Raw genomic sequence first — 21377 nt, 5'->3', positions numbered from 1 at the left:
GACGAAGCAGGAGTTTCTCTATTACAGAATATATGGGGCTCAATTCCGATTTTTCAAGTCGGCTGATATCAACCGAACCAGTGATGCAATGTCAGTTTAATATAGTCTATCATCCGGCCGAAGAAACCACCCTCAGGCATCTCTTGCAGGACTACTAACGGACGTTGTTCAATGATTTTGCCATCCAGCTGGAAGTTAATGGTACCGACCACCTGGTTTTTCTGCAACGGAGCATGCAGCTCAGGAGAGTTCAGGACATAACTCGCTTTCAGATCTTTCAAGCGACCACGTGGGATCGTCAGATAAATGTCTTTATCGACGCCAAGAGCTGCACGATCGTTATCACCAAACCAGACAGGTTCAGACGCAAACTCTTTGCCCGCTTTTAACGGTGAAACCGTTTCAAAGAAGCGGAAACCCCATGTCAGTAATTTCTTACTTTCAGACTCACGGCCTTTAAAGGTTCGACCGCCGAGAACTGCAGAGATCAGACGCATGTCGCCTTCGGTTGCGGAAGCGACCAGATTATAGCCTGCTGCATTAGTGTGTCCGGTTTTGATACCGTCAACTTTGAGAGTAGTATCCCAGAGCAAGCCATTGCGGTTAGTCTGACGAATATTATTGAAGGTAAATTCTTTTTCTTTATAGATAGAGTATTCGTTAGGAACATCGCGAATTAACGCCTGGCCAATTAGCGCCATATCACGCGCTGAACTGTACTGACCTTCCGCATCTAAACCATGCACGGTTTTGAAGTGCGTATTTTTCAGTCCTAATGCACCCACATAGCTGTTCATCAGACCCACAAAGGCGTCCTGGCTGCCGGCAACAAAGTCAGCCATAGCAACGCAGGCATCATTGCCGGACTGTAAATTAATACCACGAATCAGTTTATTGACAGGAACCTGCATACCTGGCTGAAGGAACATCAGCGAGGAGCCTTTAAATACCGGGTTTCCGGTAGCCCAGGCATCCTGGTTAATGGTAACTATGGAGTTTTCATCAAACTTACCGGCTTTCATTGCCTGGCCAATGACATAGCTGGTCATCATTTTGGTCAGACTGGCGGGATCACGACGGGTATCTGCATTTGACTCAGCAAGAACCTTTCCTGAGTTAGCATCAATCAGAATATAAGCTTCAGCATCAATCTGCGGGACGCCGGGGATCATTGTTTTAAGGTTTATTTCATCAGCCTGAACAGTTGCGACAGACGAAAAAGCCAGCACAGTGGTGAGCGCGATGCGCTTCACAAAAGGAATAGAGAAATCTGTAATCATGGTTAAAACAACGGCATCCGTGATGGGATTAAGAATGTGCCTCACTATAGCAAAAGCGTTTTTTGCTGGCATCTGACTTTGCTTACGAGTTTGTTAATGAAGCTTACAAACCTTTACGTAACATCAGATGCCAGTTAACGACTAGCGTGCAGGCGCGTTGGTAATGAAAGACTGTTGCTGCGCTTCTGACAACAAACGCTGCTGTAAGGCACTGGCGTCACTACGCTGACTGAATGGGCCTAATTGAACACGATAAATCGCCCCATTTTGTGAAATTGCCCCGCGAGTCGAAAATTGCTGACTCAGTTTGTTCAGCAGTTGCTGAGCACGCGCGCTGTCGCTGACCGCTCCGACTTGTACCACATACTGTCCGGTTGCTTGCGTCGGTGTCGCTTGCTGAGCAGGGGCGGCGCTGACTACAGGTGCAGGCTGTGATACGGCGGGTGCAGCTGGGGGCTCAGGTTGTTCGAGTATTCCCGCAGGCATAGGCGATGGAGCACCTAAAAAACCGCCACTTTTAATCGGGGCACCCATGCTGTCGTCGCTTTGCAAGGTACTATTACTGATAGCGCGCACGTCATTTGGTGCAACCTCTGGCGCAGAGAAAGAAGATGCACTTCCCAAGCCTGAATTTAAGTCAGGGCGCGTAGGTAAAGCATAGGTCTGCTTAGCCATGGTAGTACATGCCATGCCCGGGCCTGAGAAGGTGCCATCCGGTGCGACAATAATCGGATCGATACGAACTTTGGTATTGTTTGAAGTATTGAGGCGGTCTGCGGTTGCGCGTGATAGCGCGACGACGCGATCCCGGGTGCCATAAGGGCCTCTGTCATTAACGCGTACCACCAGCATACGACCATTTGCCATATTAGTGATACGAGCATAACTTGGGACTGGCAGCGTCGGGTGAGCAATAGTCAGCGCAGCGGGGTCAAATTCTTCACCAGAAGCCGTCAGGTTGCCATCGACCGGGCCATCATAGATAGCCGCAAATCCAGCTTCACTGTAGTTTGCCGGATTAGTCACGATTTTATACTGCTTGCCATCGCGTCGATAATCCTGGTTCAGCGACGGATTCAGTGTTTCATACCGTGGTTCCTGGCCGGTAATTTCCACAACAGGTCCATTACAGACGACCTGCGGTGGCACCTGAGTTGTCGGTTGCTGGCCATCATCATTTAACGTACATGCCGTCAGTAAGGCTGCCGCGATACAAACTCCAAGCCATTGCTTAACCATTGCGCCCCTCATCCAATTAAACGCTTTTCGATAACATTTTTCTGTGGGTATGTATCGACATCACGATACCAAACCCAGCCATAAGCACAATAAGTGCCGACCCTCCATAACTGACTAAGGGCAAAGGCACTCCAACAACAGGTAAGATACCACTAACCATGCCGATATTAACAAATACATAGACGAATAAGATAAGCATCAGGCCACCCACCATGACACGACCAAATGTGGTTTGTGCGTGGGCGGCAATAAACAGACCGCGGGCAATCAGTAAGATATAGAGCGCCAGTAGTACCAGTACTCCCAGCATACCCAGTTCTTCGGCCAGTACGGCAAAAATAAAGTCAGTATGCCGTTCGGGTAAAAATTCCAGCTGTGACTGGGTTCCGTGTAACCAGCCCTTACCGCGCAGACCGCCGGAACCGATAGCAATTTTAGACTGAATAATATGGTAGCCAGCGCCCAGAGGGTCACTTTCAGGATCAAGTAACATCATGACGCGTGATTGCTGATAGTCATGCATCAGGAAGAACCACAGCAGCGGAATAAATGCCGCGAGCAGCAGTGCCGCGATTATGATTAGCCGCCAGCTGAGGCCGGAAAGGAACAGAACAAATAATCCAGAACAGGCAACCAGAATAGAGGTTCCCAGATCCGGCTGAGCGGCAACCAGCAATGTCGGGATAAAAATAAGCACCAAGGCAATGCCGGTATTTTTTAGCGACGGCGGGCAAACATCCCGGTTAATAAAGCGAGCCACCATCAGAGGAACGGCAATTTTAGCGATCTCTGAAGGCTGAAAACGGACAATCCCCAAGTCAAGCCAGCGCTGTGCACCTTTCGAAATAGCACCAAACACATCAACCGCGATTAGCAGAATAATACAGACAATATAGAGATAGGGCGCCCAGCCTTCATAGACCCGCGGTGGAATTTGCGCCATCACTATCATGACCACAAACCCAATTGCGATTTGACCCAGTTTGCGCTCGGTCATATCCATATCCTGACCACTGGCACTCCAGATGACCAGCGCACTGAATACCAGCAGCGCCACAATCGTCGCCAGCATAGTGGGGTCGAGATGGATTTTATCCCAGATAGACTTTTTATTTGAGTTGCCGGTCATAACTATTGGTCCTCTGCGGCTGATGCGCCCGGTAATGCGGCAGGCAGTACGGTATTGTTATCCCCGAGCATTAAGTGGTCGAGAATTTGCCGCATCATTGTGCCAACCGCAGGGCCGGCTCCGCCATTTTCCAGAATAATGGTCACGGTATATTTCGGTTTATCATAAGGGGCATAACCGATCATCATTTTATGGTCACGCAAGCGTTCGGCAATCTTACTGGCGTTATAGGTTTCATTCGCTTTCAGGCCGAAGACCTGTGCAGTACCTGATTTCACCGCCGCTTTATAAGGTGCATTGGCAAAGTAGCGATGACCGGTACCGTTAGCACGGTTAGCCACGCCATACATACCATCTTTAGCAATTTCCCAGTAACCTGAGTGAATATCACCTACCGGTTCTTCCGGGGGTTGTACCCAGGGGATCTGTTTACCATTTTCAACCCGACTCATCAGCAAATGAGGAACGCGGACAATACCGTCATTAATCAGGATCATCAGCGATTTACTCATTTGGATAGGTGTGGCAGTCCAGTAACCCTGACCGATTCCGACGGGGATCGTATCGCCCTGATACCAGGGTTTCTTAAAGCGTTTCATTTTCCATTCGCGAGTCGGCATATTACCCGAACGCTCTTCGGCCAGGTCAATACCGGTGTATTCGCCATAGCCAAATTTGTTCATCCACTCACCGAGGCGATCGATACCTAAATCATAGGCAACCTGGTAGAAGAAGGTATCCGCAGACTCTTCAATAGACTTGGTGATATTCAGGCGTCCATGACCCCATTTCTTCCAGTCACGATAGCGTTTTTCTGAACCTGGAAGCTGCCACCAGCCGGGATCAAAGAGTGAAGTGTTCCGGGTAATCACCCCGGTACTTAATGCTGATACCGCAATATAAGGTTTAACGGTGGATGCAGGAGGATACACGCCCTGAGTCGCACGGTTAATCAGTGGAGTATTCGGGTCATTTAACAGACCTGAGTAATCCTTGGTGGAGATACCGTCCACGAACAGGTTTGGGTTATAGCTTGGCATTGAAACCAGCGCCAGAATGCCACCGGTGTTCGGGTCTGTCACAATAACCGAGGCGCGGCTCCCTTCCAGCAGAGTTTCAATATAACTCTGTAGTTCCAGATCCAGTGTCAGATAAATATCGTTACCTGCTACCGGAGGCACCTCTTTAAGCTGACGAATAACACGTCCCCGGTTATTCACTTCAACTTCTTCATACCCTGTCTGGCCGTGGAGAATATCTTCGTAATAGCGTTCAATGCCCAGTTTACCGATATCGCGGGTTGCCGCGTAGTTGGCCAGTTTTTCATCTTTTTTTAGGCGTTCAACGTCTTTATCGTTAATTTTGGAAACATAGCCAATCACATGGGTTAGCGCAGAGCCATAGGGGTAAAATCGCCGTTTATAGGCTTTAACCTCGACGCCCGGGTAGCGATACTGATTCACGGCAAAGCGTGCAACCTGGACTTCTGTCAGATTGTTTTTAATAGGAATTAAAGTGAAACGGTGCGAACGGGCCCGCTCTTTTTTAAAGTTAGCGATATCGTCGTCAGTAAGGTCTATTACTGAACGAAGTGATTCCAGCGTGGCCTGCACGTCATCCACTTTTTCTGGCATCATTTCAATTTGATAGATGATGCGGTTGGATGCCAGTGGCGTACCGTTCCGGTCGTAGATTATCCCGCGCGTCGGGGGAATAGGGACCAGTTTAATACGGTTCACATTCGAACGTGTCTGGTAATCATTGAAGCGGAGTATTTGCAGATGATAGAGATTGACGAGCAATACGCCCGTTAGCAATATAATAACCGAGAAGGCGACCAGAGCACGACGCACAAAAAGCGCCGACTCAGCAGAATGGTCGCGAAAAGAATTCTGTAATTTCATTTGCCGTCTGATACAACCTGCACAGAGTTACTCACGATGATAGGGGTGGTTAGTGGTGATACTCCACGCACGGTATAAACTCTCAGCCACTAACACGCGTACCAGTGGATGAGGCATCGTTAACGCAGAAAGCGACCAGCTTTGTTCAGCCATTGCTTTACAGGCCGGAGCCAGGCCTTCAGGGCCGCCTATCAATAAACTCACATCGCGGCCATCTAGCTTCCAGCGTTCCAGCTGCACGGCAAGCTGTGGCGTATCCCAGGGTTGTCCCGGAATATCCAGTGTGACAATCCGGTTTCCTTTACCTGCAGCTGCCAGCATCATCTCGCCTTCTTTTTCAAGAATACGTTTGATATCAGCATTTTTACTGCGTTTTCCTGCTGGAATTTCTACCAGTTCAAACGGCATATCTTTAGGAAAACGACGCAAATACTCGGTAAATCCGGTTTGCACCCAGTCAGGCATTTTGGTCCCAACAGCCACCAGTTGCAGCTTCACACCTTAGCTCCAGAGTTTTTCGAGTTCGTACAGTTGACGGCTCTCTTCTTGCATAACATGGACAATGACTTCACCTAAGTCGACAACGACCCAGTCAGAGGCATTAATCCCTTTCACACCCATTGGACGAAGTCCGATGTCACGTGCTGACTGAACCACATGTTCAGCAATAGACACGACATGACGGTTAGAAGTTCCCGTGCAGATGACCATGCAGTCGGTGATACTTGATTTACCTTTGACATCTATCGCGATGATGTCCTGGCCCTTAAGGTCATCGATTTTATCGATAACGAAATCCTGGAATTCTTTACCCTGCAAGAGTCCTCCCGAGAGAATGATTGTATTATTTGACCCGCTACGGCTTTACCACGCAAGACGATGGGCTATTTTGACTCTGCATTAAAGGCTTGAGTCATCATTGCGCTATATCATCCCATTGCGAGGCAGAGTTTGCATCGCCATTTTTGTAAAACAATTTCAGAATGGCAATATATTGCGGGTAGGAATTAGTGGCAGCGGAGCATAACAGTCTGAGAATACCTGTCAACATACTTCAAGTTGCCTGGGCGTTACCTTCATAGATTTTATCAAATCAAACAGTGGGTGCGCCCGTGCTCTCTTTTTTTCTCATTTTGTTTGTAAGCTGCCGGCAAAGTGTATCATTAAGAGAGTAAATTTCCTCAGGAGACAATTGATGGTTTTTACCAGCAATCATGGCGGTAATCTTCGAGAAGCTGCCGCATCTATAGGTATTGAGGCCAGTGAACTGCTCGACTTTAGTGCCAATATCAATCCGGCAGGTATGCCTGTCTCATTAAAGCAGGCGATTATCGATAACCTTTCTCTGGCGGAACGTTATCCGGACGAGGCTTATCAGGAATTACATCAAGCTCTGGCACAACATCATAACGTCCCTGCCGACTGGATACTGGCCGGAAACGGTGAGACAGAATTGATCTTTAACCTGGTGAAATATCTGGTTCCCAGGCGGGCGCTGTTACTGACGCCCGGATTTGCCGAGTATCGACGAGCGCTGGAAGCCATTGGCTGCGATATTCGCGACTATCGGTTAAGTGAAGAGCAATCGTGGCAGCCTGACGAGCAATTGCTGGCAGCACTGACGCCTGACCTGGATTGTTTATTTCTCTGTACCCCCAATAATCCGACCGGTTTAATGCCGGATGCCGCGCTGCTGATATTAATAGCTGAACGTTGTCGCGCTCTGAATATTGCCCTGATAATAGATGAAGCCTTTCTTGATTTTATGCCGCAAGAGGCGGGCTTTATTCCTCTGCTGATAAATTATCCCCGGCTGTATGTGTTACGTTCAGTAACTAAATTTTTTGCTATTCCAGGATTACGGCTAGGTTATCTGGTAAGCAGTGATATTGCGACGGTGAGCCGGATCCTCTCTCACCGTGAACCCTGGACAATTAATGCCTTTGCGGCCCTGGCCGGAGAACGGGTTTTTCATGACCGGGAATATATTGAATCCACCCATGCCTGGCTAAAAGTGGAACAAGAGCGCCTTTTCCGGCAACTCTCAGCCATAGAGGGATTGCAGGTCTGGAGACCCGCGGCAAACTATATCTTTATACGTTGTGATTCACCGGATCTGGCATTGCAACAAGAGATGCTGAAAAGAAAAATCCTTATTCGCAGCTGCGCCAACTATCCGGGGCTGGATGGCCGTTATTATCGGGTGGCAATAAAAAGTGTCGCTGATAATGACAGCTTACTGGCAGCGCTGCTCGAGGTGTTTAGCGATAAAGATCTTGCTGGCGAATAAAGTCTAAAACGGCTGCCGGAACCAGGTCATCGCAATCCAGACCTGACTCCAGACGCTGACGAATCGCGGTGGCTGAAATATCATACATCGGAGTCGGAGCCATAAATATCTTGCCTGCTGGCTGCTGGTGAAGATCATCAACCGAGTCAGTGCAGTGTTGTTCCAGCCATTGTTGTAATTCAGGGGTATCCATAGTGAGTGGGTACCCCGGGCGCTGACAAACCAGCAAGTGACAGAGTGAAAGCAGATCTTCCCAGCGATGCCAGCGGGGTAAACTAACCAGTGAGTCCTGGCCGATAATAAACGCCAGGGGTTGATTATGGCCTTTTTCCGCGCGTATTTGCTCCAGAGTTTCGACAGTCCAGGAAGGGGTGGAGCGTTCCAGTTCACGGCAGTCGAGAGTAAATAACGGGTTATCTGCAATCGCCAGTTCCACCATCTGCTTGCGCTGAATACTGCTCGCCCGGGGCTGGGGGCGATGCGGTGGAACATTATTCGGCATAATGATCACCTGATGCAACGAGACTTCTTTTGCCAGGGCGGTAACCGGAAAAAGGTGACCGTAATGAATAGGATCAAAGGTTCCGCCATAGATAGCCTGCAACATCGCAGGAGTCTCAGTCATGAATAAACGCCTCAGGAAGGGCCTTGTTGCAGATAAGCAGCGAAATCTCTTCCAGTTCATCCCAGACTGACTGACCATAATCTTGTTTAAGAGTCAGTTCTATCCGCGCTAATAAACGAACCCCTTGATACAGCTGGGGTAAGGTCAGACGATTGAGTGCTTCGGTTAATATTGGGCGACGATTCTGCCATACCCGTTGCTTATCGAATAACGTCCGCAGCGGAATAGAGGCCATCTGGCGTTTGAGTTGAACCAGCTGGAGCAATTCACGTTGCAGAGTGCGTAACAGAATAACCGGTTCGCTAGCCTCAAGGCGGAGCTGACGCAGAATATGTAGGGTACGCTTACTCTTTCCTGCCAGCAGGGCATCAATCCAGTGGAAAGGACTAAAGTGAGCGGCATCACTCACCGCTTGTTCTACGCGGGGCAGTGTCAGCTTACCATCAGGCCAAATCAGCGACAGGCGTTCCAGTGCTTGTGAAAGCGCCAGCAGATTACCTTCATAGCAGTAGCACAGCAGCTGATTTGCTGCATCATCAAGCGTCAGATTCATCTGTTTTGCCCGCTGAGCGACCCAGCGAGGCAAATGATTCTGTTCAGGGGTCTGACAGCTCACCTGGACACAGCGTTCGGCAATCTGAGACAACCATGCGGCATTTTCTTGTGCTTTGGTCAGTTTATTACCACGAACCAGTAGCAGAATATCGCTATGTAACAGACTCACCAAGGTTTCCAGCTGACTATTGATGGCAGCGTTCGGACCATTTTCAGGCAACAGTAACAGCAGCGTCTGACGTCTGGCGAATAAACTCAGTTCCTGACAGAGAGAAAAGAGCATCTGCCAGTCGGTACTGGTGTCAATTTGAGCAGTATGATGTTCTTCAAAACCTTGAAGCTGGGCTGCCTGACGAATTGCATCCTGACTTTCTTGTAACAGAAGGGGATCATTGCCAGTCAGTAGATAGGCCGCGCGCAGCCCTTCATTGAGCTGCGCGCGGAGTTGCTCTGGATACAACCGAATCATTGGCTACCGGTAGTTGCCGAAAGTGTTGTCGACACCCGAGCCGGAGAAGTTACTGCTTCGGTGTTACCTTTTTCTGCATCTGCCAGCGTCTCTTTTTTATGCGACTCTTGCTCTGCGGCATCTACCGAGAGAAGTTTGCGGATCAGCTGTTGGGCGACGTTGGTATACATCTCCTGGATTATCAGGTCTTGCTCTGCATCCTTCGCCAGGGCCGTCAGCGGGTTATCAAAGAACGAACGATAAGAGGTGGCACTGATAGGATAGATATCATTACCCGGGATCAGAACCTGAGCCCTTACCGTCATTACCATTTGGTATTCCGCGGTACGGCCATCCTGGAAGATTGACGCAGTATCTTTACTCAGACTTGAACCCAGAATACGTAAAGACGGAACGTCTTTAGCGGTATCCGGTTTTGTATCGTCAACAATAGTGACGCCGTTCAACAGCAATTGCTGACGAATTTCACGCGTCAGCGGCCCGTTAGGGTCGCTGGAGTTGAGAACAAGCGTTTTAAGCCCGGCAGGGATCTGCGTGGTGCCACGCAGATGAAAACCACAGCCTGCGGTAATTAATACCGCAAAGGCGACGAGCAAAGTGATAAAGGGATGTCGCACGTTACCTCCTGCGCTTAGCCCACAACCAAGTTGAGCAATTTACCCGGAACATAAATCACTTTCCGGATACTTACCCCCTCAAGATGTTTTGCTACCAGATGTTCCTGCAACGCGCGCTCATGAACTTGTGCTTCAGTCGCTTCAGCTGGAACGGTAATTTTACCGCGAACTTTACCGTTGATCTGAACGACAACTAAACGAGAGTCATCAACCATCGCCTGCTCATCAGCCTGTGGCCAAGGTGCATTGTCGATATCGCCAGAACCGCCCAGTGACTGCCACATAGCAAAGCAGGCATGTGGAGTGAACGGATAAAGCATAGGTACCACGGCTAACAGGGCCTCGTTAAGGATGGCACGGTTAGCATCAACGTCCTGATCGACGCGTGTCAGTTTGTTCATCAGCTCCATAATAGCCGCGATAGCGGTGTTAAAGGTCTGACGACGACCTACATCATCGGTCACTTTGGCAATGGTTTTATGGACATCGCGACGCAGTGCTTTCTGGTCTTCGCTCAGTGCAGCGACATCCAGTGCCGGGGCTGCACCACGGCTGGTATGCTCGTAAACCAGTCTCCAGACGCGTTTCAGGAAGCGGTTTGCACCTTCCACACCGGACTCTTGCCATTCCAGCGTCATTTCGGCAGGAGAAGCAAACATCATAAACAGACGCACGGTATCAGCGCCGTAGCGTTCTACCATAACCTGAGGGTCGATGCCGTTGTTTTTCGACTTCGACATTTTGCTCATACCGGCGTAGACCAGCTCACGGCCTTCCGGATCGTGCGCTTTTACAATACGGCCTTTCTCATCACGTTCAACGATAGCGTCAGCTGGGGAAACCCAGTTACGCTCGCCGTTGTTACCGGTGTAGTAGAAGCCATCGGCCAGAACCATACCCTGACATAACAGCTGCTTAGCAGGTTCATTAGAGGTCACCATACCGGCATCACGCATCAATTTGTGGAAGAAGCGGAAATAGAGCAGGTGCATGATGGCGTGTTCAATACCGCCAATATAGATATCGACAGGCAGCCAGTAGTTAGCGGCTTTCGGGTCGAGCATCCCTTTATCGTAATCCGGGCAGGTATAACGCGCGTAGTACCAGGATGACTCCATGAAGGTGTCAAAGGTATCGGTTTCACGCAGAGCAGGTCGGCCATTAACGGTGGTTTTTGCCCACTCAGGATCGGCTTTGATTGGGCTGGTTATGCCATCCATAACGACATCTTCCGGTAAAATAACCGGTAACTGGTCTTCAGGAGTCGGGATAACAGTACCATCTTCCAGCGTCACCATTGGAATTGGCGCACCCCAGTAACGCTGACGGGAAACACCCCAGTCACGTAAACGGTAGTTCACTTTACGCTCGCCGACGCCGTTAGCTGCCAGTTTATTTGCAATCGCATCGAAAGCTGCCTGGAAAGGCAGATCGTTGAATTCGCCAGAATTAAACAGGGCACCTTTTTCAGTCATCGCAGCACTGGACAGGTCAGGTTCGCTGCCATCAGCATTTAAAATAACCGGTTTAATAGTCAGGTTATATTTGGTGGCAAATTCCCAGTCACGCTGGTCATGGCCCGGAACCGCCATCACAGCACCCGTGCCGTATTCCATCAGCACAAAGTTAGCAACCCAGACAGGAACGGCTTCACCGGTCAGCGGATGAATGGCATTGATACCTGTTGCGATGCCTTTTTTCTCCATAGTAGCCATGTCTGCTTCAGCCACTTTGGTATTACGGCACTCTTCAATAAATTCAGCGACTTCAGGACGCGTTTGTGCGGCCTGTTTAGCCAGAGGGTGGCCCGCTGCAACCGCCAGGTAAGTGACACCCATAAAGGTATCCGGGCGGGTGGTATAAACTTTCAGTTTTTCAGCGCTATTTTCGACGTCAAAGGTGATCTCGACCCCTTCAGAACGTCCAATCCAGTTACGCTGCATCGTTTTAACCTGCTCTGGCCAGTGGTCCAGAGTATCCAGGTCGTTCAGCAGTTCGTCAGCGTAGTCGGTGATTTTAATAAACCACTGAGGGATCTCTTTACGCTCAACTTTGGTATCACAGCGCCAGCAGCAACCGTCAATAACCTGCTCGTTAGCCAGCACTGTCTGGTCATTAGGGCACCAGTTAACGGCTGAGGTTTTTTTGTATACCAGGCCTTTTTTAAACAGCTCGGTAAAGAATTTTTGTTCCCAGCGATAGTATTCCGGGGTACAGGTTGCCAGTTCACGGCTCCAGTCGTAGCCAAACCCCAGCGTTTTAAGCTGGTTTTTCATGTAGTCGATATTTTCATACGTCCACGGGGCGGGTGCGGTTTTATTTTTAACCGCAGCACCTTCGGCAGGCAGGCCGAATGCGTCCCAGCCGATAGGTTGCAGCACGTTTTTGCCCAGCATACGCTGGTAACGCGCGATAACATCGCCAATGGTGTAGTTACGAACGTGGCCCATATGTAGTCGGCCGGAAGGATAGGGTAGCATAGAGAGGCAGTAGTATTTCTCTTTGCTTTCGTCTTCGGTCACTTCAAAAGTACGTTTCTCTTGCCAGTGTTGCTGGACGTTAGATTCTATCTCTTCCGGGCGATATAGCTCTTGCATGGCAGCCAGTGGTCCTGTTTATGAAAGACAGCTACGGATGTAGCTTTTATATATATAGCCCCATAGCATAGCTGATTAGCCAGCAGCAAAACAGCCTTTCACACGCTTGAATCGGCATTTCATATTTTGTAACCGTTACGTGATTTCTTACAATTCGTGTAACGAATTTTTCCAGCTGTCGGTGGTTAGGGGCTATTATTGGAACAGGCCACCTGCTGGTTGCTGTGAGATTCTTTCAAAAGGAGCAGAAAACGATGGGTAAAGTTTCCAAATCATACCATGAACTGGTGAAATCGCTGACAAAGCAGATAGAAGGCGGCGATCGTGATATTGATAAATTGGTTAATGAAGCGCGTCAGTCTCTGGAAGAGAAACATGAGTTAACGCCTGACGAGATAGCGCAAGTGACCAATGCGGTGCGTCGGGATGTGAAAGCCTTTGCTAACAGCTACAGTGAAAACTCAGACGATTTCACTGACAGTGTGTTTATGCGGGTCATAAAAGAAAGCGTATGGCAGGAGCTGGCAGATATTACTGATAAAAGTCAGATTGAATGGCGTGAAGCATTTCAGGATATCGAAAAAGGCGGTGTTTATCAGAGTGGTGAACTGGTTGGTTTTGGTAACCTCATCTGCGATAACTGCCACTTCAGTCTGGCGATTTACTCACCTGAAATTTTATCTGTCTGCCCGCAGTGCGGACATGACCGTTTCCATCGCAAACCCTTCGATCCTTAAATAATAGTGGGTCTGCCAGTAAATTACTGGCAGACCATGATATTTAGTGCAGAATTTTTGCCAGGAAGTCTTTAGCGCGATCGGACTGTGGATTATTGAAGAAGTCCTCTTTATTGGTATCTTCGATAATTCGCCCTTCATCCATAAAGATAACCCGGTTGGCCACTTTACGAGCAAAGCCCATTTCATGGGTAACCACCATCATTGTCATCCCTTCATTGGCCAGTTCGACCATAACATCCAGAACTTCGTTGATCATTTCCGGGTCGAGCGCGGACGTCGGTTCGTCAAATAACATCACCACCGGATCCATACAGAGCGCGCGAGCAATAGCGACACGCTGCTGCTGCCCACCGGAAAGCTGAGACGGGTATTTATTGGCATGGTTTGACAGACCCACACGTTCAAGCAATTTAAGCGCTTTGTCACGCGATACGCCTGGATCGCGTTTCAGGACTTTAACCTGAGCCAGGGTCAGATTCTCAAGGATAGATAAATGTGGAAACAGTTCAAAGTGCTGGAACACCATACCCACGTGGGAACGCAGCTTGGCCAGGTTAGTCTTTTTATCGTTCACCTTGGTGCCGTTGAAGATAATTTCACCTTGCTGTACGGGCTCCAGACCATTAACGGTTTTAATTAGCGTCGATTTACCTGAGCCAGACGGGCCACAAACCACCACGACCTCACCCTTTTTCACTTCGGTGGAGCAGTCGGTGAGGACCTGAAAGTGACCATACCACTTAGAAACATTTTTCAAGGAGATCATTGAACAGTCCTTTTCTTCAAATAGCTGACCAGCAACGAGGCGCTAAGGCTGATAACAAAGTAGACAAATCCGGCGAACAGGATCATTTCAACTTGGGTTCCGTCACGCTCACCAATCGTGGATGCGGTACGGAAGAAGTCTGCCAGACTAATAACATACACCAGTGAAGTATCCTGAAACAGGACTATCCCCTGAGTTAATAGCAGAGGCACCATGGCGCGGAAGGCTTGCGGCAGGATGATTAATCTCATCGACTGCGCTTTAGTCATACCCAGGGCCAGGGCGGCATGAGACTGTCCGCGTGAAACGCTGATTATCCCGGCGCGAATAATTTCGGAATAGTATGCGGCTTCAAACATCGCAAAAGCGACCATTGCAGAAATCAGACGAATATCTGTCTGTGGCGACAGGCCTAATACCGATTGCAAGAAGCCCGGTACCACCAAATAAAACCACAGTAAAACCATGACCAGTGGAATAGAACGAAACACGTTAACGTAAGCGGCGGCAAACCAGGCAATGGGTTTAAAGCTGGACAGACGCATGACTGCCAGGATAGTGCCCCAGACAATGCCGACAATCACTGCGGTGACGGTAATTTTTAGCGTAATCACCAGACCCTGCATCAAGAAAGGCAGAGTCGGTATGATGGAACTCCAGTCGTATTCTGACATTATTTACTCCCCATATTGCCAGGCAGACGTACTTTACGTTCAACCAGATGCATGATGCCCATAATCACTACGTTAATGAGAACATAGGCGAGGGTGATTGCCGTAAATGACTCGTAGGCATGAGCGGAGTAATCAAGAAGTTTACCGGCTTGAGCTGCCAGGTCCATCAGACCAATCGTTGAAGCGATAGCGGAGTTTTTCACCAGGTTCATCATTTCAGAGGTCATCGGCGGAACAATCACGCGGTAGGCATTCGGCAGCAAAACATAACGATAAGCCTGAACTTGGGTGAGACCCATCGCCAGGGCGGCATTTTTTTGTCCGCGTGGCAAAGATTGAATTGCCGCTCTGACCTGCTCACAAACGCGGGCGGCGGTAAACAGACCCAGACAGAGCATAGAAGAGACAAAGAACTGAATATTCGGATCCAGTTCAGCCTTGAACCACATTCCGATATCTTCAGGAAGGAGTTCGGGTACCACCAGATACCAGGTAAAAAACTGAACGATTAACGGAACGTTACGGAAAAGTTCGACATAAACAGTGCCGATAGCGGCCAAATATTTATTGGGGGCGGTACGTAAGATACCGAACAGGGAACCTACAAAAAAAGCAATAATCCAGGCGCTAATGGAAAGAGCAACGGTGACCTGAAAGCCACTCCAAATCCAGCCCAGATAGGTAGTATTTCCGAAAGGGGTGGGTTCTAAGAAGATCCCCCAATTCCAGCTTATAGACATAGCATACTCCGTGATAAAAAAGAGGGTAGTCGTATTACCCTTAGCACGATGACGAATACCACTGGGTCATCGTTTATCCTGACGGACTGCAGGATAAACAGTTAACATCCTTGTTAACCACAAAGAGGGGTGCCAGACACCCCTCAACGATTGATGAGAACCCCAGTTCCCCTGTCAGATCTTTGCCTGAATATTGAGGAAGGTTAATGCTTACAGGGGAACGACCTGCCAGCATTAACTGTGTTTGGGTCACTGCATTTCAATCAACAGGGCGAGTGATATCGCCCCTGTTTTTCTAATTCAGAGCTTTGTCGTTCGGTTCTTTAAAGGTGGTTTTCATTTCGTCGGACAGTTCGAAATTCATATTTAAGTTTTTCGGTGGGATCGGTTGTTTGAACCACACTTCAAACCATTTTGCCGCTTCACCAGAGGTTTGTGCCTGAGCAATGGTCTCATCGATCAGTTTCTTGAACTCAGGATCATCTTTGCGCATCATACAGCCGTAGGCTTCTTCAGACTGAGGCTTACCGACGATATCCCAGTCACCCGGTTTTTTTGCTTTAGCACGTTCACCGGCAAGCAAGGCATCATCCATCATAAAGGCAACGGCACGGCCACTTTCCAGGGTACGGAATGAATCACCGTGATCTTTGGCGCTAATGATGCGCATATCCATTTTTTGTTCTTCATTCAGCTTGTTGAGCAATGCTTCAGACGTAGTGCCCGAAGTCACAACCACAGCTTTACCTTTCAAGTCCGCAAAATCTTTAACCGGGCCGCCTTTTTTAACCAGCAGACGCGTTCCTACGACGAAAATGGTATTAGAGAAGGCGGCTTGTTTCTGGCGTTCGAGGTTATTCGTGGTTGAACCACATTCAAAATCGAAGGTGCCATTTTGCAGCAGTGGAATACGGTTTTGAGAAGTGACGGGAATCAGTTTCACTTGCAGATCGGGTTTATTCAGTTTTTTCTTCACTGCCTCAACAATCGCATTGGAGTAGTCCTGAGAGTATCCAACGACTTTTTGCTGGTTATCGTAATAGGAAAATGGCACCGATGATTCACGGTGGCCGACAACAATCACGCCATTCTTATCGATTTTACTCAGAGTAGATGACTGCCCGGCCGCGTCAGGCTTGGCATCTTCAGCGTGTGCCAGGCCCAGACTCATACCGATCATCAATGCGGCTGCGGTAAGTTTACGTAATTGCATGTCTAACTCCTTAATATATATGCTTAAAACGGTTTTTGTGTCCGAACTGAGCAGTTTGTTGTTGTGTTAGATAGTGAACGAATAATCAATCAATAATTAACATTTATGCTGGTTTAATGTAACCACCTTGCAGCTTTAATGTTTGTTTTTGAGAAGTAACACGCATCATTTGAAGGTGTTTATCCTGTTCGCTCCGGTTCTGATGCTACGTTTGTCACATTATGGTGCGGTGTACTTCTGGCTTTGCACTGTCTTGCGGCATTCGTCTGTTTAACCGGATAAAATTAACGACTGATTGAATAAAGCAAATTGCATGCCAGTTAAATTACTCACGATATTCAATATTTAGAGTGGAAATTAATATCATTAATAAATTACCACCCTTAGAATTTGTTCTACGGGATGTTTTATTCTGGCCGGGAGATATCTTCTGGTATCAGTTTTTATGGTGCTTTATTCAAAGCATATACTATATAATCAAATGGATATAAATTGCATGATGCGAACAGATTTATTAATAAACAACCTGCCTCCGGTTAATTACAACTCTTCAGCCTGTAGTCAAAGAGAGAAAACGGATATATTAAAGCAGTGTGCATCTGTTAATAACATACCAAATGATTCTTATTCGTGTAATGATTTAACAACAAAAAGTGCAAATGTTATTAAAGGTTTTTTTAGAAAATCAATAGCTGCGCAAAGCTATGGGAAAATGTTCTCTACGGGGGCGCGATTTAAAGAGTTAGGTATCGACCTGTCACCGTTAGAAAAAGAAAAATTCTCTTTCACTTCGCTCCAGCATCTCGATAAAATTTCAAATTCATATTTAAATGAAATAAAAGAAAAGACGCAAAATCTAACGCCTCAGGAAAAAAAATTAGTTGATAAAGTGGTTGCTGCAAAGCTTCACTTCAGGCATCAGAGCAACTATCAACTGGTTACATCAAATGATGTATTAAATATTAAATCGATGATTAAGTTACAATCTGAAGGCTATCGTGTCAAAACAGTCACGAACTATGCAGATGTAAAGGAATTAGGTAATCATGATTTTGTTTTTCTTGGGGTTGAATTTTCTGATGATAAATCACAACTTCCACTTAATACCCAACATGCTGACCATGATTATGGAGCTTACGCATATCTTACCGATGATCAATTCCCACATGCATATTTGACATTAACGGATCACTTATGTAACCAAGTGAGATTCGTTCGAGGTGACTTTGGATACGAAAAATTTGCTCTCCCATTTACTGAAATGCTAAAAGAAAAAGCTCGTATCGTACGGGGAGATAAGAGTGCAAATGATGTGCCCATATATAATGTAAAGGATATGAAACTTGCGTTAGGTTTACATCTTATTGATTTCTTAAGAAATAGTAATGATTCAGGATTTAAAGAATTTACTTTGAGTGAAAACTTAAACAGCAAGCAGCTTGATGGAATACTTAATTATATATTTTATCCTGAATTCCATGTTCCCAGAATGATTAGCACAACTAATTTTACGAAGGTTAAACTCAGGGATGTGAAGGCAGAGGATGCCGTTCATATATGTGAGGTTGCTGAAGATCTTTTACCCTACTTAAAAAGTAAAGATGATGCATGTATTGCAATAAGTCAGTCTTTAAAACTATCTAAAATAGATTTTGTATCATATCTTTTGTCAAAGTTCGATTTTACGAAAGAAGATATAATTAAAATTAAGTGGAATCAGAGCTATTCTTTGGCTTTTTGTTTAGTTGCCGGTAAAAAAGCGAATGTGGAAATACTTAAAATGTTTCTTGAACGTGGATTGATTGATCCTAATGAACCTGTTCTTCAGGGACAGCCCGATACCATGTTAGATAGAGCAAATATATATAAAAGTGAAAAAATAATAGAAGTATTGTTGAGTTATGGCGCTACTTGTTGTGAGAAATTAAGAGAAGAAGGATCACGTATATATCCAAGGTGGACGCAGTAGAAAATCAGATGGGTTATGACTCTCAGGTCAATAAATACTGATCTGAGAGTCAGGCAGAATTACTGACGAGAGCGTGTTTTCACACCCGCGACAATAGCTGCCACACCAAATAACAGCGTTAACAGCCACAGTGGTCCATTACCAAAGCGGGCGTAAGGTGTCAGACCCCTCGTCGGGATAACAGTCGTTTCCAGCACGCCACGGGTAAATTGTGGCAGCATTTCGTTTATCTCACCTTTAGCATCAACGGCAACGGTAATGCCATTGTTGGTGCTACGTAGTAACGGGCGTCCTAATTCCAGGGCTCGCATTCGCGCCATTTGTAGGTGCTGCCACGGGCCAATCGATTTACCAAACCAGGCATCGTTCGAAATAGTCAGCAGATAGTCGGTATCTGGCTGGAAATTAGCCCGTACCTGTTCGCCGAGAATAATTTCGTAGCAGATGGCGGGGGTCAGTTTAACGCCGCTGGTATTAAGCTGAGGCTGAACATAAGGACCACGGCTAAAGGAGGACATCGGTAAGTCGAAAAACGGTGCCAGAGGGCGCAGGATCGACTCGAGTGGCACATATTCACCGAAGGGTACCAGATGGTTTTTGTTATAGCGATCGCGACTGCCATAACTGTACGAACTGCCTTCTCCGAGGGTGATGATAGTATTGTAGGTATCATAGCGGTTATGGCTATTCAGACGGGCATCAACAATACCGGTTATCAGCGAGCTATGGGTTTCCAGCAACCGCTGATTAAGCTGATTAAGAAACGGCTGCTGATTGATTTCTAAATCCGGAATTGCCGATTCAGGCCAGATAATCAGCTGTGATTTACCGAGGAAAGGTTCAGTTAAATCAGAATAAATACGGAGCGTATTAAGTAACTGGTTCTCATCCCATTTTAGCGCCTGAGGAATATTTCCCTGCACTAATGCGACCTTAAGCGGGCGGTCACTTTGCAACTGGAACCACTGTAGCGTCTGTAACGGCCAGGGCAGGAAGAGCAGGGCAGCTGCGAGCACTGCGGGCTTCCAGGTACGGACATTGAGCGCCCAGACCACCAGACCGCTGATAACCATGAGCAGCAAAGTTACCGCTTCGACGCCGAAAACAGGCGCCAGGCCTTTCAGCGGGCCGTCAATCTGGCTATAGCCAAATTGCAACCACGGAAAGCCGGTCAGGATCCAGCCGCGCAGGAATTCAGTGACTTGCCAGAGTGCAGGTGCTGCCAGGGTTAAGCGCCACCAGGTTGTTTTCGGCCATATCTTACTGAGTAAACCTGCAAACAGACCGGTATACAGCGCCAGATAAGCCGCCAGCAATACCACCAGGAAGACGTTAATCGGGCCAGGCATTCCGCCAAACTGGGCGATACTGACATAGACCCAGTTAATACCGCTGCCAAACAGGCCTAGTCCCCAGAAGAAACCAATCCAGGCACTTTGAATTGCCCGGCGATTTAGCGTCAGTGCTTGCAGGCCAGCAAGTGAAATGAGCGCTGCTGGCCAGAAATCATAAGGAGAAAAGGCCAGCGTGCCGCAAGCCCCGAAAAAAAGCGCCAGCAGTAGACGTACTGACTGGCGTTGAATGTATTGACCCATAAAGGAATTATTCTTCCAGTTTCGGTTGCGGAGAATCGTCCGGTATCCGGACATGAACCTGAATAATACGGCGGCTGTCAGCCATGGCGACTTTAAACTGGTAACCTTCTATTTCAATGGTTTCGCCACGAGCCGGCAAATGACCAAATGCCTGCATGACTAAGCCGCCAATAGTATCGACTTCTTCATCGCTAAAATGGGTATTAAAGACTTCATTAAAGTCTTCAATAGGCGCCAGTGCACGGGCAGTCCAGGTATGGCGGCTGAGCTGACGGAAATCACTGTCTTCAAGGTCGTCATATTCGTCTTCAATATCGCCAACGATAAGCTCAAGGATATCTTCAATGGTCACTAAACCTGAAACACCGCCAAATTCATCAATCACTATCGCCATATGATAGCGTTGCTGGCGAAATTCCTTCAGCATACGGTCAACGCGTTTACTTTCAGGAACGACTACAGCCTGACGTAACACCTTTTCCACACTAAATGGCTCACTGTCACTGCGCATAAACGGCAGCAGATCTTTGGCCATTAAAATCCCTTCAATGTGATCCTTGTCTTCGCTGATCACCGGGAAACGGGAATGTGCCGATTCAGTAATGATATTCAAACACTCTTCCAGAGTCTGGTCATGTTTGATAGTCACTATCTGTGAACGTGGGATCATAATATCCCGCACGCGTTGATCGGCAATATCCATCACCCCTTCGAGCATGTCGCGGGTATCTTGATCGATAAGGGAGTTCTGCTCGGAATCTCGAATCAGCGTCAGTAAATCATCACGGTTCTTAGGTTCACCGTGAAATAACTGGCTAAGGAACAGGGAAAAAAATCCCTTTTTACTGGCAGGCGTATCACTATTATGTGAATTGTCGTCGCTCATGGCGTTAGGTTTAAGGCCTCTGGTTAGTTATGGTTCACAGGCGGTGAGATGGACCGCCGCCTGCATAAATAATTATTCAGGACAGAGAG

Annotated in this window: 19 protein-coding genes; 3 read left to right on the top strand and 16 right to left on the bottom strand. The window is 47.6% G+C overall.

From position 1 onward, the window contains the following. Nucleotides 1–68: 68 nt before the first annotated feature. From dacA to rsfS, 6 genes are all read right to left on the bottom strand, one after another. Nucleotides 69–1280 carry a D-alanyl-D-alanine carboxypeptidase DacA gene (dacA, locus tag M2387_RS13390; RefSeq protein ID WP_259050563.1) on the bottom strand — a complete coding sequence of 404 codons (1212 nt, stop codon included), beginning with the start codon at nt 1278–1280 and terminating at the stop codon, nt 69–71. A 141-nt stretch (nt 1281–1421) separates the two neighbouring features. Next, nucleotides 1422–2519, bottom strand: a complete 1098-nt coding sequence (gene rlpA / locus M2387_RS13385) for an endolytic peptidoglycan transglycosylase RlpA (RefSeq protein WP_259050076.1) — start codon at nt 2517–2519, stop codon at nt 1422–1424. Nucleotides 2520–2535: 16 nt separating this feature from the next. After that, on the bottom strand, nt 2536–3648 hold the full coding sequence (mrdB, locus tag M2387_RS13380) for a peptidoglycan glycosyltransferase MrdB (protein WP_259050068.1): 1113 nt from the start codon (nt 3646–3648) through the stop codon (nt 2536–2538). A gap of 2 nt (nt 3649–3650) precedes the next feature. After that, nucleotides 3651–5552, bottom strand: a complete 1902-nt coding sequence (gene mrdA / locus M2387_RS13375; RefSeq protein WP_259050066.1) for a peptidoglycan DD-transpeptidase MrdA — start codon at nt 5550–5552, stop codon at nt 3651–3653. 27 nt (nt 5553–5579) lie between these two features. Next, nucleotides 5580–6050: a 23S rRNA (pseudouridine(1915)-N(3))-methyltransferase RlmH gene (gene rlmH, locus M2387_RS13370; RefSeq protein ID WP_259050064.1), complete on the bottom strand. Its 471-nt coding sequence runs from the start codon at nt 6048–6050 to the stop codon at nt 5580–5582. A 3-nt stretch (nt 6051–6053) separates the two neighbouring features. After that, nucleotides 6054–6371, bottom strand: coding sequence for a ribosome silencing factor (gene rsfS / locus M2387_RS13365; protein ID WP_259050062.1), 318 nt, complete (start codon nt 6369–6371; stop codon nt 6054–6056). Between the two features lie 373 nt (nt 6372–6744). Here rsfS and cobD point away from each other — a divergent pair, with 373 nt between their 5' ends. Continuing rightward, on the top strand, nt 6745–7842 hold the full coding sequence (gene cobD, locus M2387_RS13360; RefSeq protein WP_259050061.1) for a threonine-phosphate decarboxylase CobD: 1098 nt from the start codon (nt 6745–6747) through the stop codon (nt 7840–7842). Here the strand turns inward: cobD and nadD are convergent. From nadD to leuS, 4 genes are read right to left on the bottom strand one after another with little or no spacing between them, the layout of a single operon-like run. Continuing rightward, nucleotides 7814–8467: a nicotinate-nucleotide adenylyltransferase gene (nadD, locus tag M2387_RS13355; protein ID WP_259050060.1), complete on the bottom strand. Its 654-nt coding sequence runs from the start codon at nt 8465–8467 to the stop codon at nt 7814–7816. The genes cobD and nadD overlap by 29 nt on opposite strands. Beyond that, nucleotides 8460–9491, bottom strand: coding sequence for a DNA polymerase III subunit delta (gene holA, locus M2387_RS13350; protein WP_259050059.1), 1032 nt, complete (start codon nt 9489–9491; stop codon nt 8460–8462). Before holA ends, nadD begins: the two co-directional genes overlap by 8 nt. Continuing rightward, nucleotides 9488–10108: an LPS assembly lipoprotein LptE gene (gene lptE, locus M2387_RS13345; RefSeq protein WP_259050057.1), complete on the bottom strand. Its 621-nt coding sequence runs from the start codon at nt 10106–10108 to the stop codon at nt 9488–9490. The genes holA and lptE overlap by 4 nt, the downstream gene beginning before the upstream one ends. Before the next feature lie 14 nt (nt 10109–10122). Continuing rightward, a complete protein-coding gene (gene leuS / locus M2387_RS13340) occupies nt 10123–12705 on the bottom strand; it encodes a leucine--tRNA ligase (RefSeq protein ID WP_259050055.1) in 2583 nt (860 codons plus the stop codon). Nucleotides 12706–12959: 254 nt separating this feature from the next. Here leuS and M2387_RS13335 point away from each other — a divergent pair, with 254 nt between their 5' ends. After that, a complete protein-coding gene (locus M2387_RS13335; RefSeq protein ID WP_259050052.1) occupies nt 12960–13442 on the top strand; it encodes a zinc ribbon-containing protein in 483 nt (160 codons plus the stop codon). A 43-nt stretch (nt 13443–13485) separates the two neighbouring features. Here M2387_RS13335 and M2387_RS13330 read toward each other — a convergent pair whose 3' ends face one another. From M2387_RS13330 to M2387_RS13315, 4 genes are all read right to left on the bottom strand, one after another. Next, entirely contained in the window at nt 13486–14211 is a 726-nt protein-coding gene (locus tag M2387_RS13330; protein ID WP_259050050.1) for an amino acid ABC transporter ATP-binding protein, read from the bottom strand. Beyond that, on the bottom strand, nt 14208–14885 hold the full coding sequence (gene gltK, locus M2387_RS13325) for a glutamate/aspartate ABC transporter permease GltK (protein WP_259050048.1): 678 nt from the start codon (nt 14883–14885) through the stop codon (nt 14208–14210). The genes M2387_RS13330 and gltK overlap by 4 nt, the downstream gene beginning before the upstream one ends. Beyond that, a complete protein-coding gene (locus M2387_RS13320) occupies nt 14885–15625 on the bottom strand; it encodes an amino acid ABC transporter permease (RefSeq protein WP_259050047.1) in 741 nt (246 codons plus the stop codon). Before M2387_RS13320 ends, gltK begins: the two co-directional genes overlap by 1 nt. 295 nt (nt 15626–15920) lie before the next feature. Then, nucleotides 15921–16838, bottom strand: a complete 918-nt coding sequence (locus M2387_RS13315; protein WP_259050045.1) for an amino acid ABC transporter substrate-binding protein — start codon at nt 16836–16838, stop codon at nt 15921–15923. A 496-nt stretch (nt 16839–17334) separates the two neighbouring features. Between M2387_RS13315 and M2387_RS13310 the strand changes: the two genes are divergently transcribed. Continuing rightward, nucleotides 17335–18807: a T3SS effector OspC family protein gene (locus M2387_RS13310; RefSeq protein WP_259050043.1), complete on the top strand. Its 1473-nt coding sequence runs from the start codon at nt 17335–17337 to the stop codon at nt 18805–18807. A gap of 59 nt (nt 18808–18866) precedes the next feature. Here the strand turns inward: M2387_RS13310 and lnt are convergent, their stop codons facing one another. Both lnt and corC read right to left on the bottom strand, forming a co-directional pair. Then, nucleotides 18867–20402: an apolipoprotein N-acyltransferase gene (gene lnt, locus M2387_RS13305; RefSeq protein WP_259050040.1), complete on the bottom strand. Its 1536-nt coding sequence runs from the start codon at nt 20400–20402 to the stop codon at nt 18867–18869. Nucleotides 20403–20409: 7 nt separating this feature from the next. Beyond that, nucleotides 20410–21288: a CNNM family magnesium/cobalt transport protein CorC gene (corC, locus tag M2387_RS13300; protein ID WP_259050037.1), complete on the bottom strand. Its 879-nt coding sequence runs from the start codon at nt 21286–21288 to the stop codon at nt 20410–20412. Between the last annotated feature and the right edge of the window lie 89 nt (nt 21289–21377).

This window comes from Klebsiella sp. BIGb0407, from assembly GCF_024807845.1.
In the GTDB taxonomy this organism is placed as follows: Bacteria; Pseudomonadota; Gammaproteobacteria; order Enterobacterales; family Enterobacteriaceae; genus JGM124.
Note: the sequence above shows the minus strand (reverse complement) of the source record. Positions and strands in the feature narration are given on the sequence as shown.

Coding starts and splice junctions, on each gene's coding strand:
- dacA (WP_259050563.1), bottom strand. CDS start 1,280: ATGATTACAGATTTCTCTATTCCTTTTGTGAAGCGCATCGCGCTCACC.
- rlpA (WP_259050076.1), bottom strand. CDS start 2,519: ATGGTTAAGCAATGGCTTGGAGTTTGTATCGCGGCAGCCTTACTGACG.
- mrdB (WP_259050068.1), bottom strand. CDS start 3,648: ATGACCGGCAACTCAAATAAAAAGTCTATCTGGGATAAAATCCATCTC.
- mrdA (WP_259050066.1), bottom strand. CDS start 5,552: ATGAAATTACAGAATTCTTTTCGCGACCATTCTGCTGAGTCGGCGCTT.
- nadD (WP_259050060.1), bottom strand. CDS start 8,467: ATGACTGAGACTCCTGCGATGTTGCAGGCTATCTATGGCGGAACCTTT.
- holA (WP_259050059.1), bottom strand. CDS start 9,491: ATGATTCGGTTGTATCCAGAGCAACTCCGCGCGCAGCTCAATGAAGGG.
- leuS (WP_259050055.1), bottom strand. CDS start 12,705: ATGCAAGAGCTATATCGCCCGGAAGAGATAGAATCTAACGTCCAGCAA.
- M2387_RS13335 (WP_259050052.1), top strand. CDS start 12,960: ATGGGTAAAGTTTCCAAATCATACCATGAACTGGTGAAATCGCTGACA.
- M2387_RS13330 (WP_259050050.1), bottom strand. CDS start 14,211: ATGATCTCCTTGAAAAATGTTTCTAAGTGGTATGGTCACTTTCAGGTC.
- gltK (WP_259050048.1), bottom strand. CDS start 14,885: ATGTCAGAATACGACTGGAGTTCCATCATACCGACTCTGCCTTTCTTG.
- M2387_RS13320 (WP_259050047.1), bottom strand. CDS start 15,625: ATGTCTATAAGCTGGAATTGGGGGATCTTCTTAGAACCCACCCCTTTC.
- M2387_RS13315 (WP_259050045.1), bottom strand. CDS start 16,838: ATGCAATTACGTAAACTTACCGCAGCCGCATTGATGATCGGTATGAGT.
- M2387_RS13310 (WP_259050043.1), top strand. CDS start 17,335: ATGATGCGAACAGATTTATTAATAAACAACCTGCCTCCGGTTAATTAC.
- lnt (WP_259050040.1), bottom strand. CDS start 20,402: ATGGGTCAATACATTCAACGCCAGTCAGTACGTCTACTGCTGGCGCTT.
- corC (WP_259050037.1), bottom strand. CDS start 21,288: ATGAGCGACGACAATTCACATAATAGTGATACGCCTGCCAGTAAAAAG.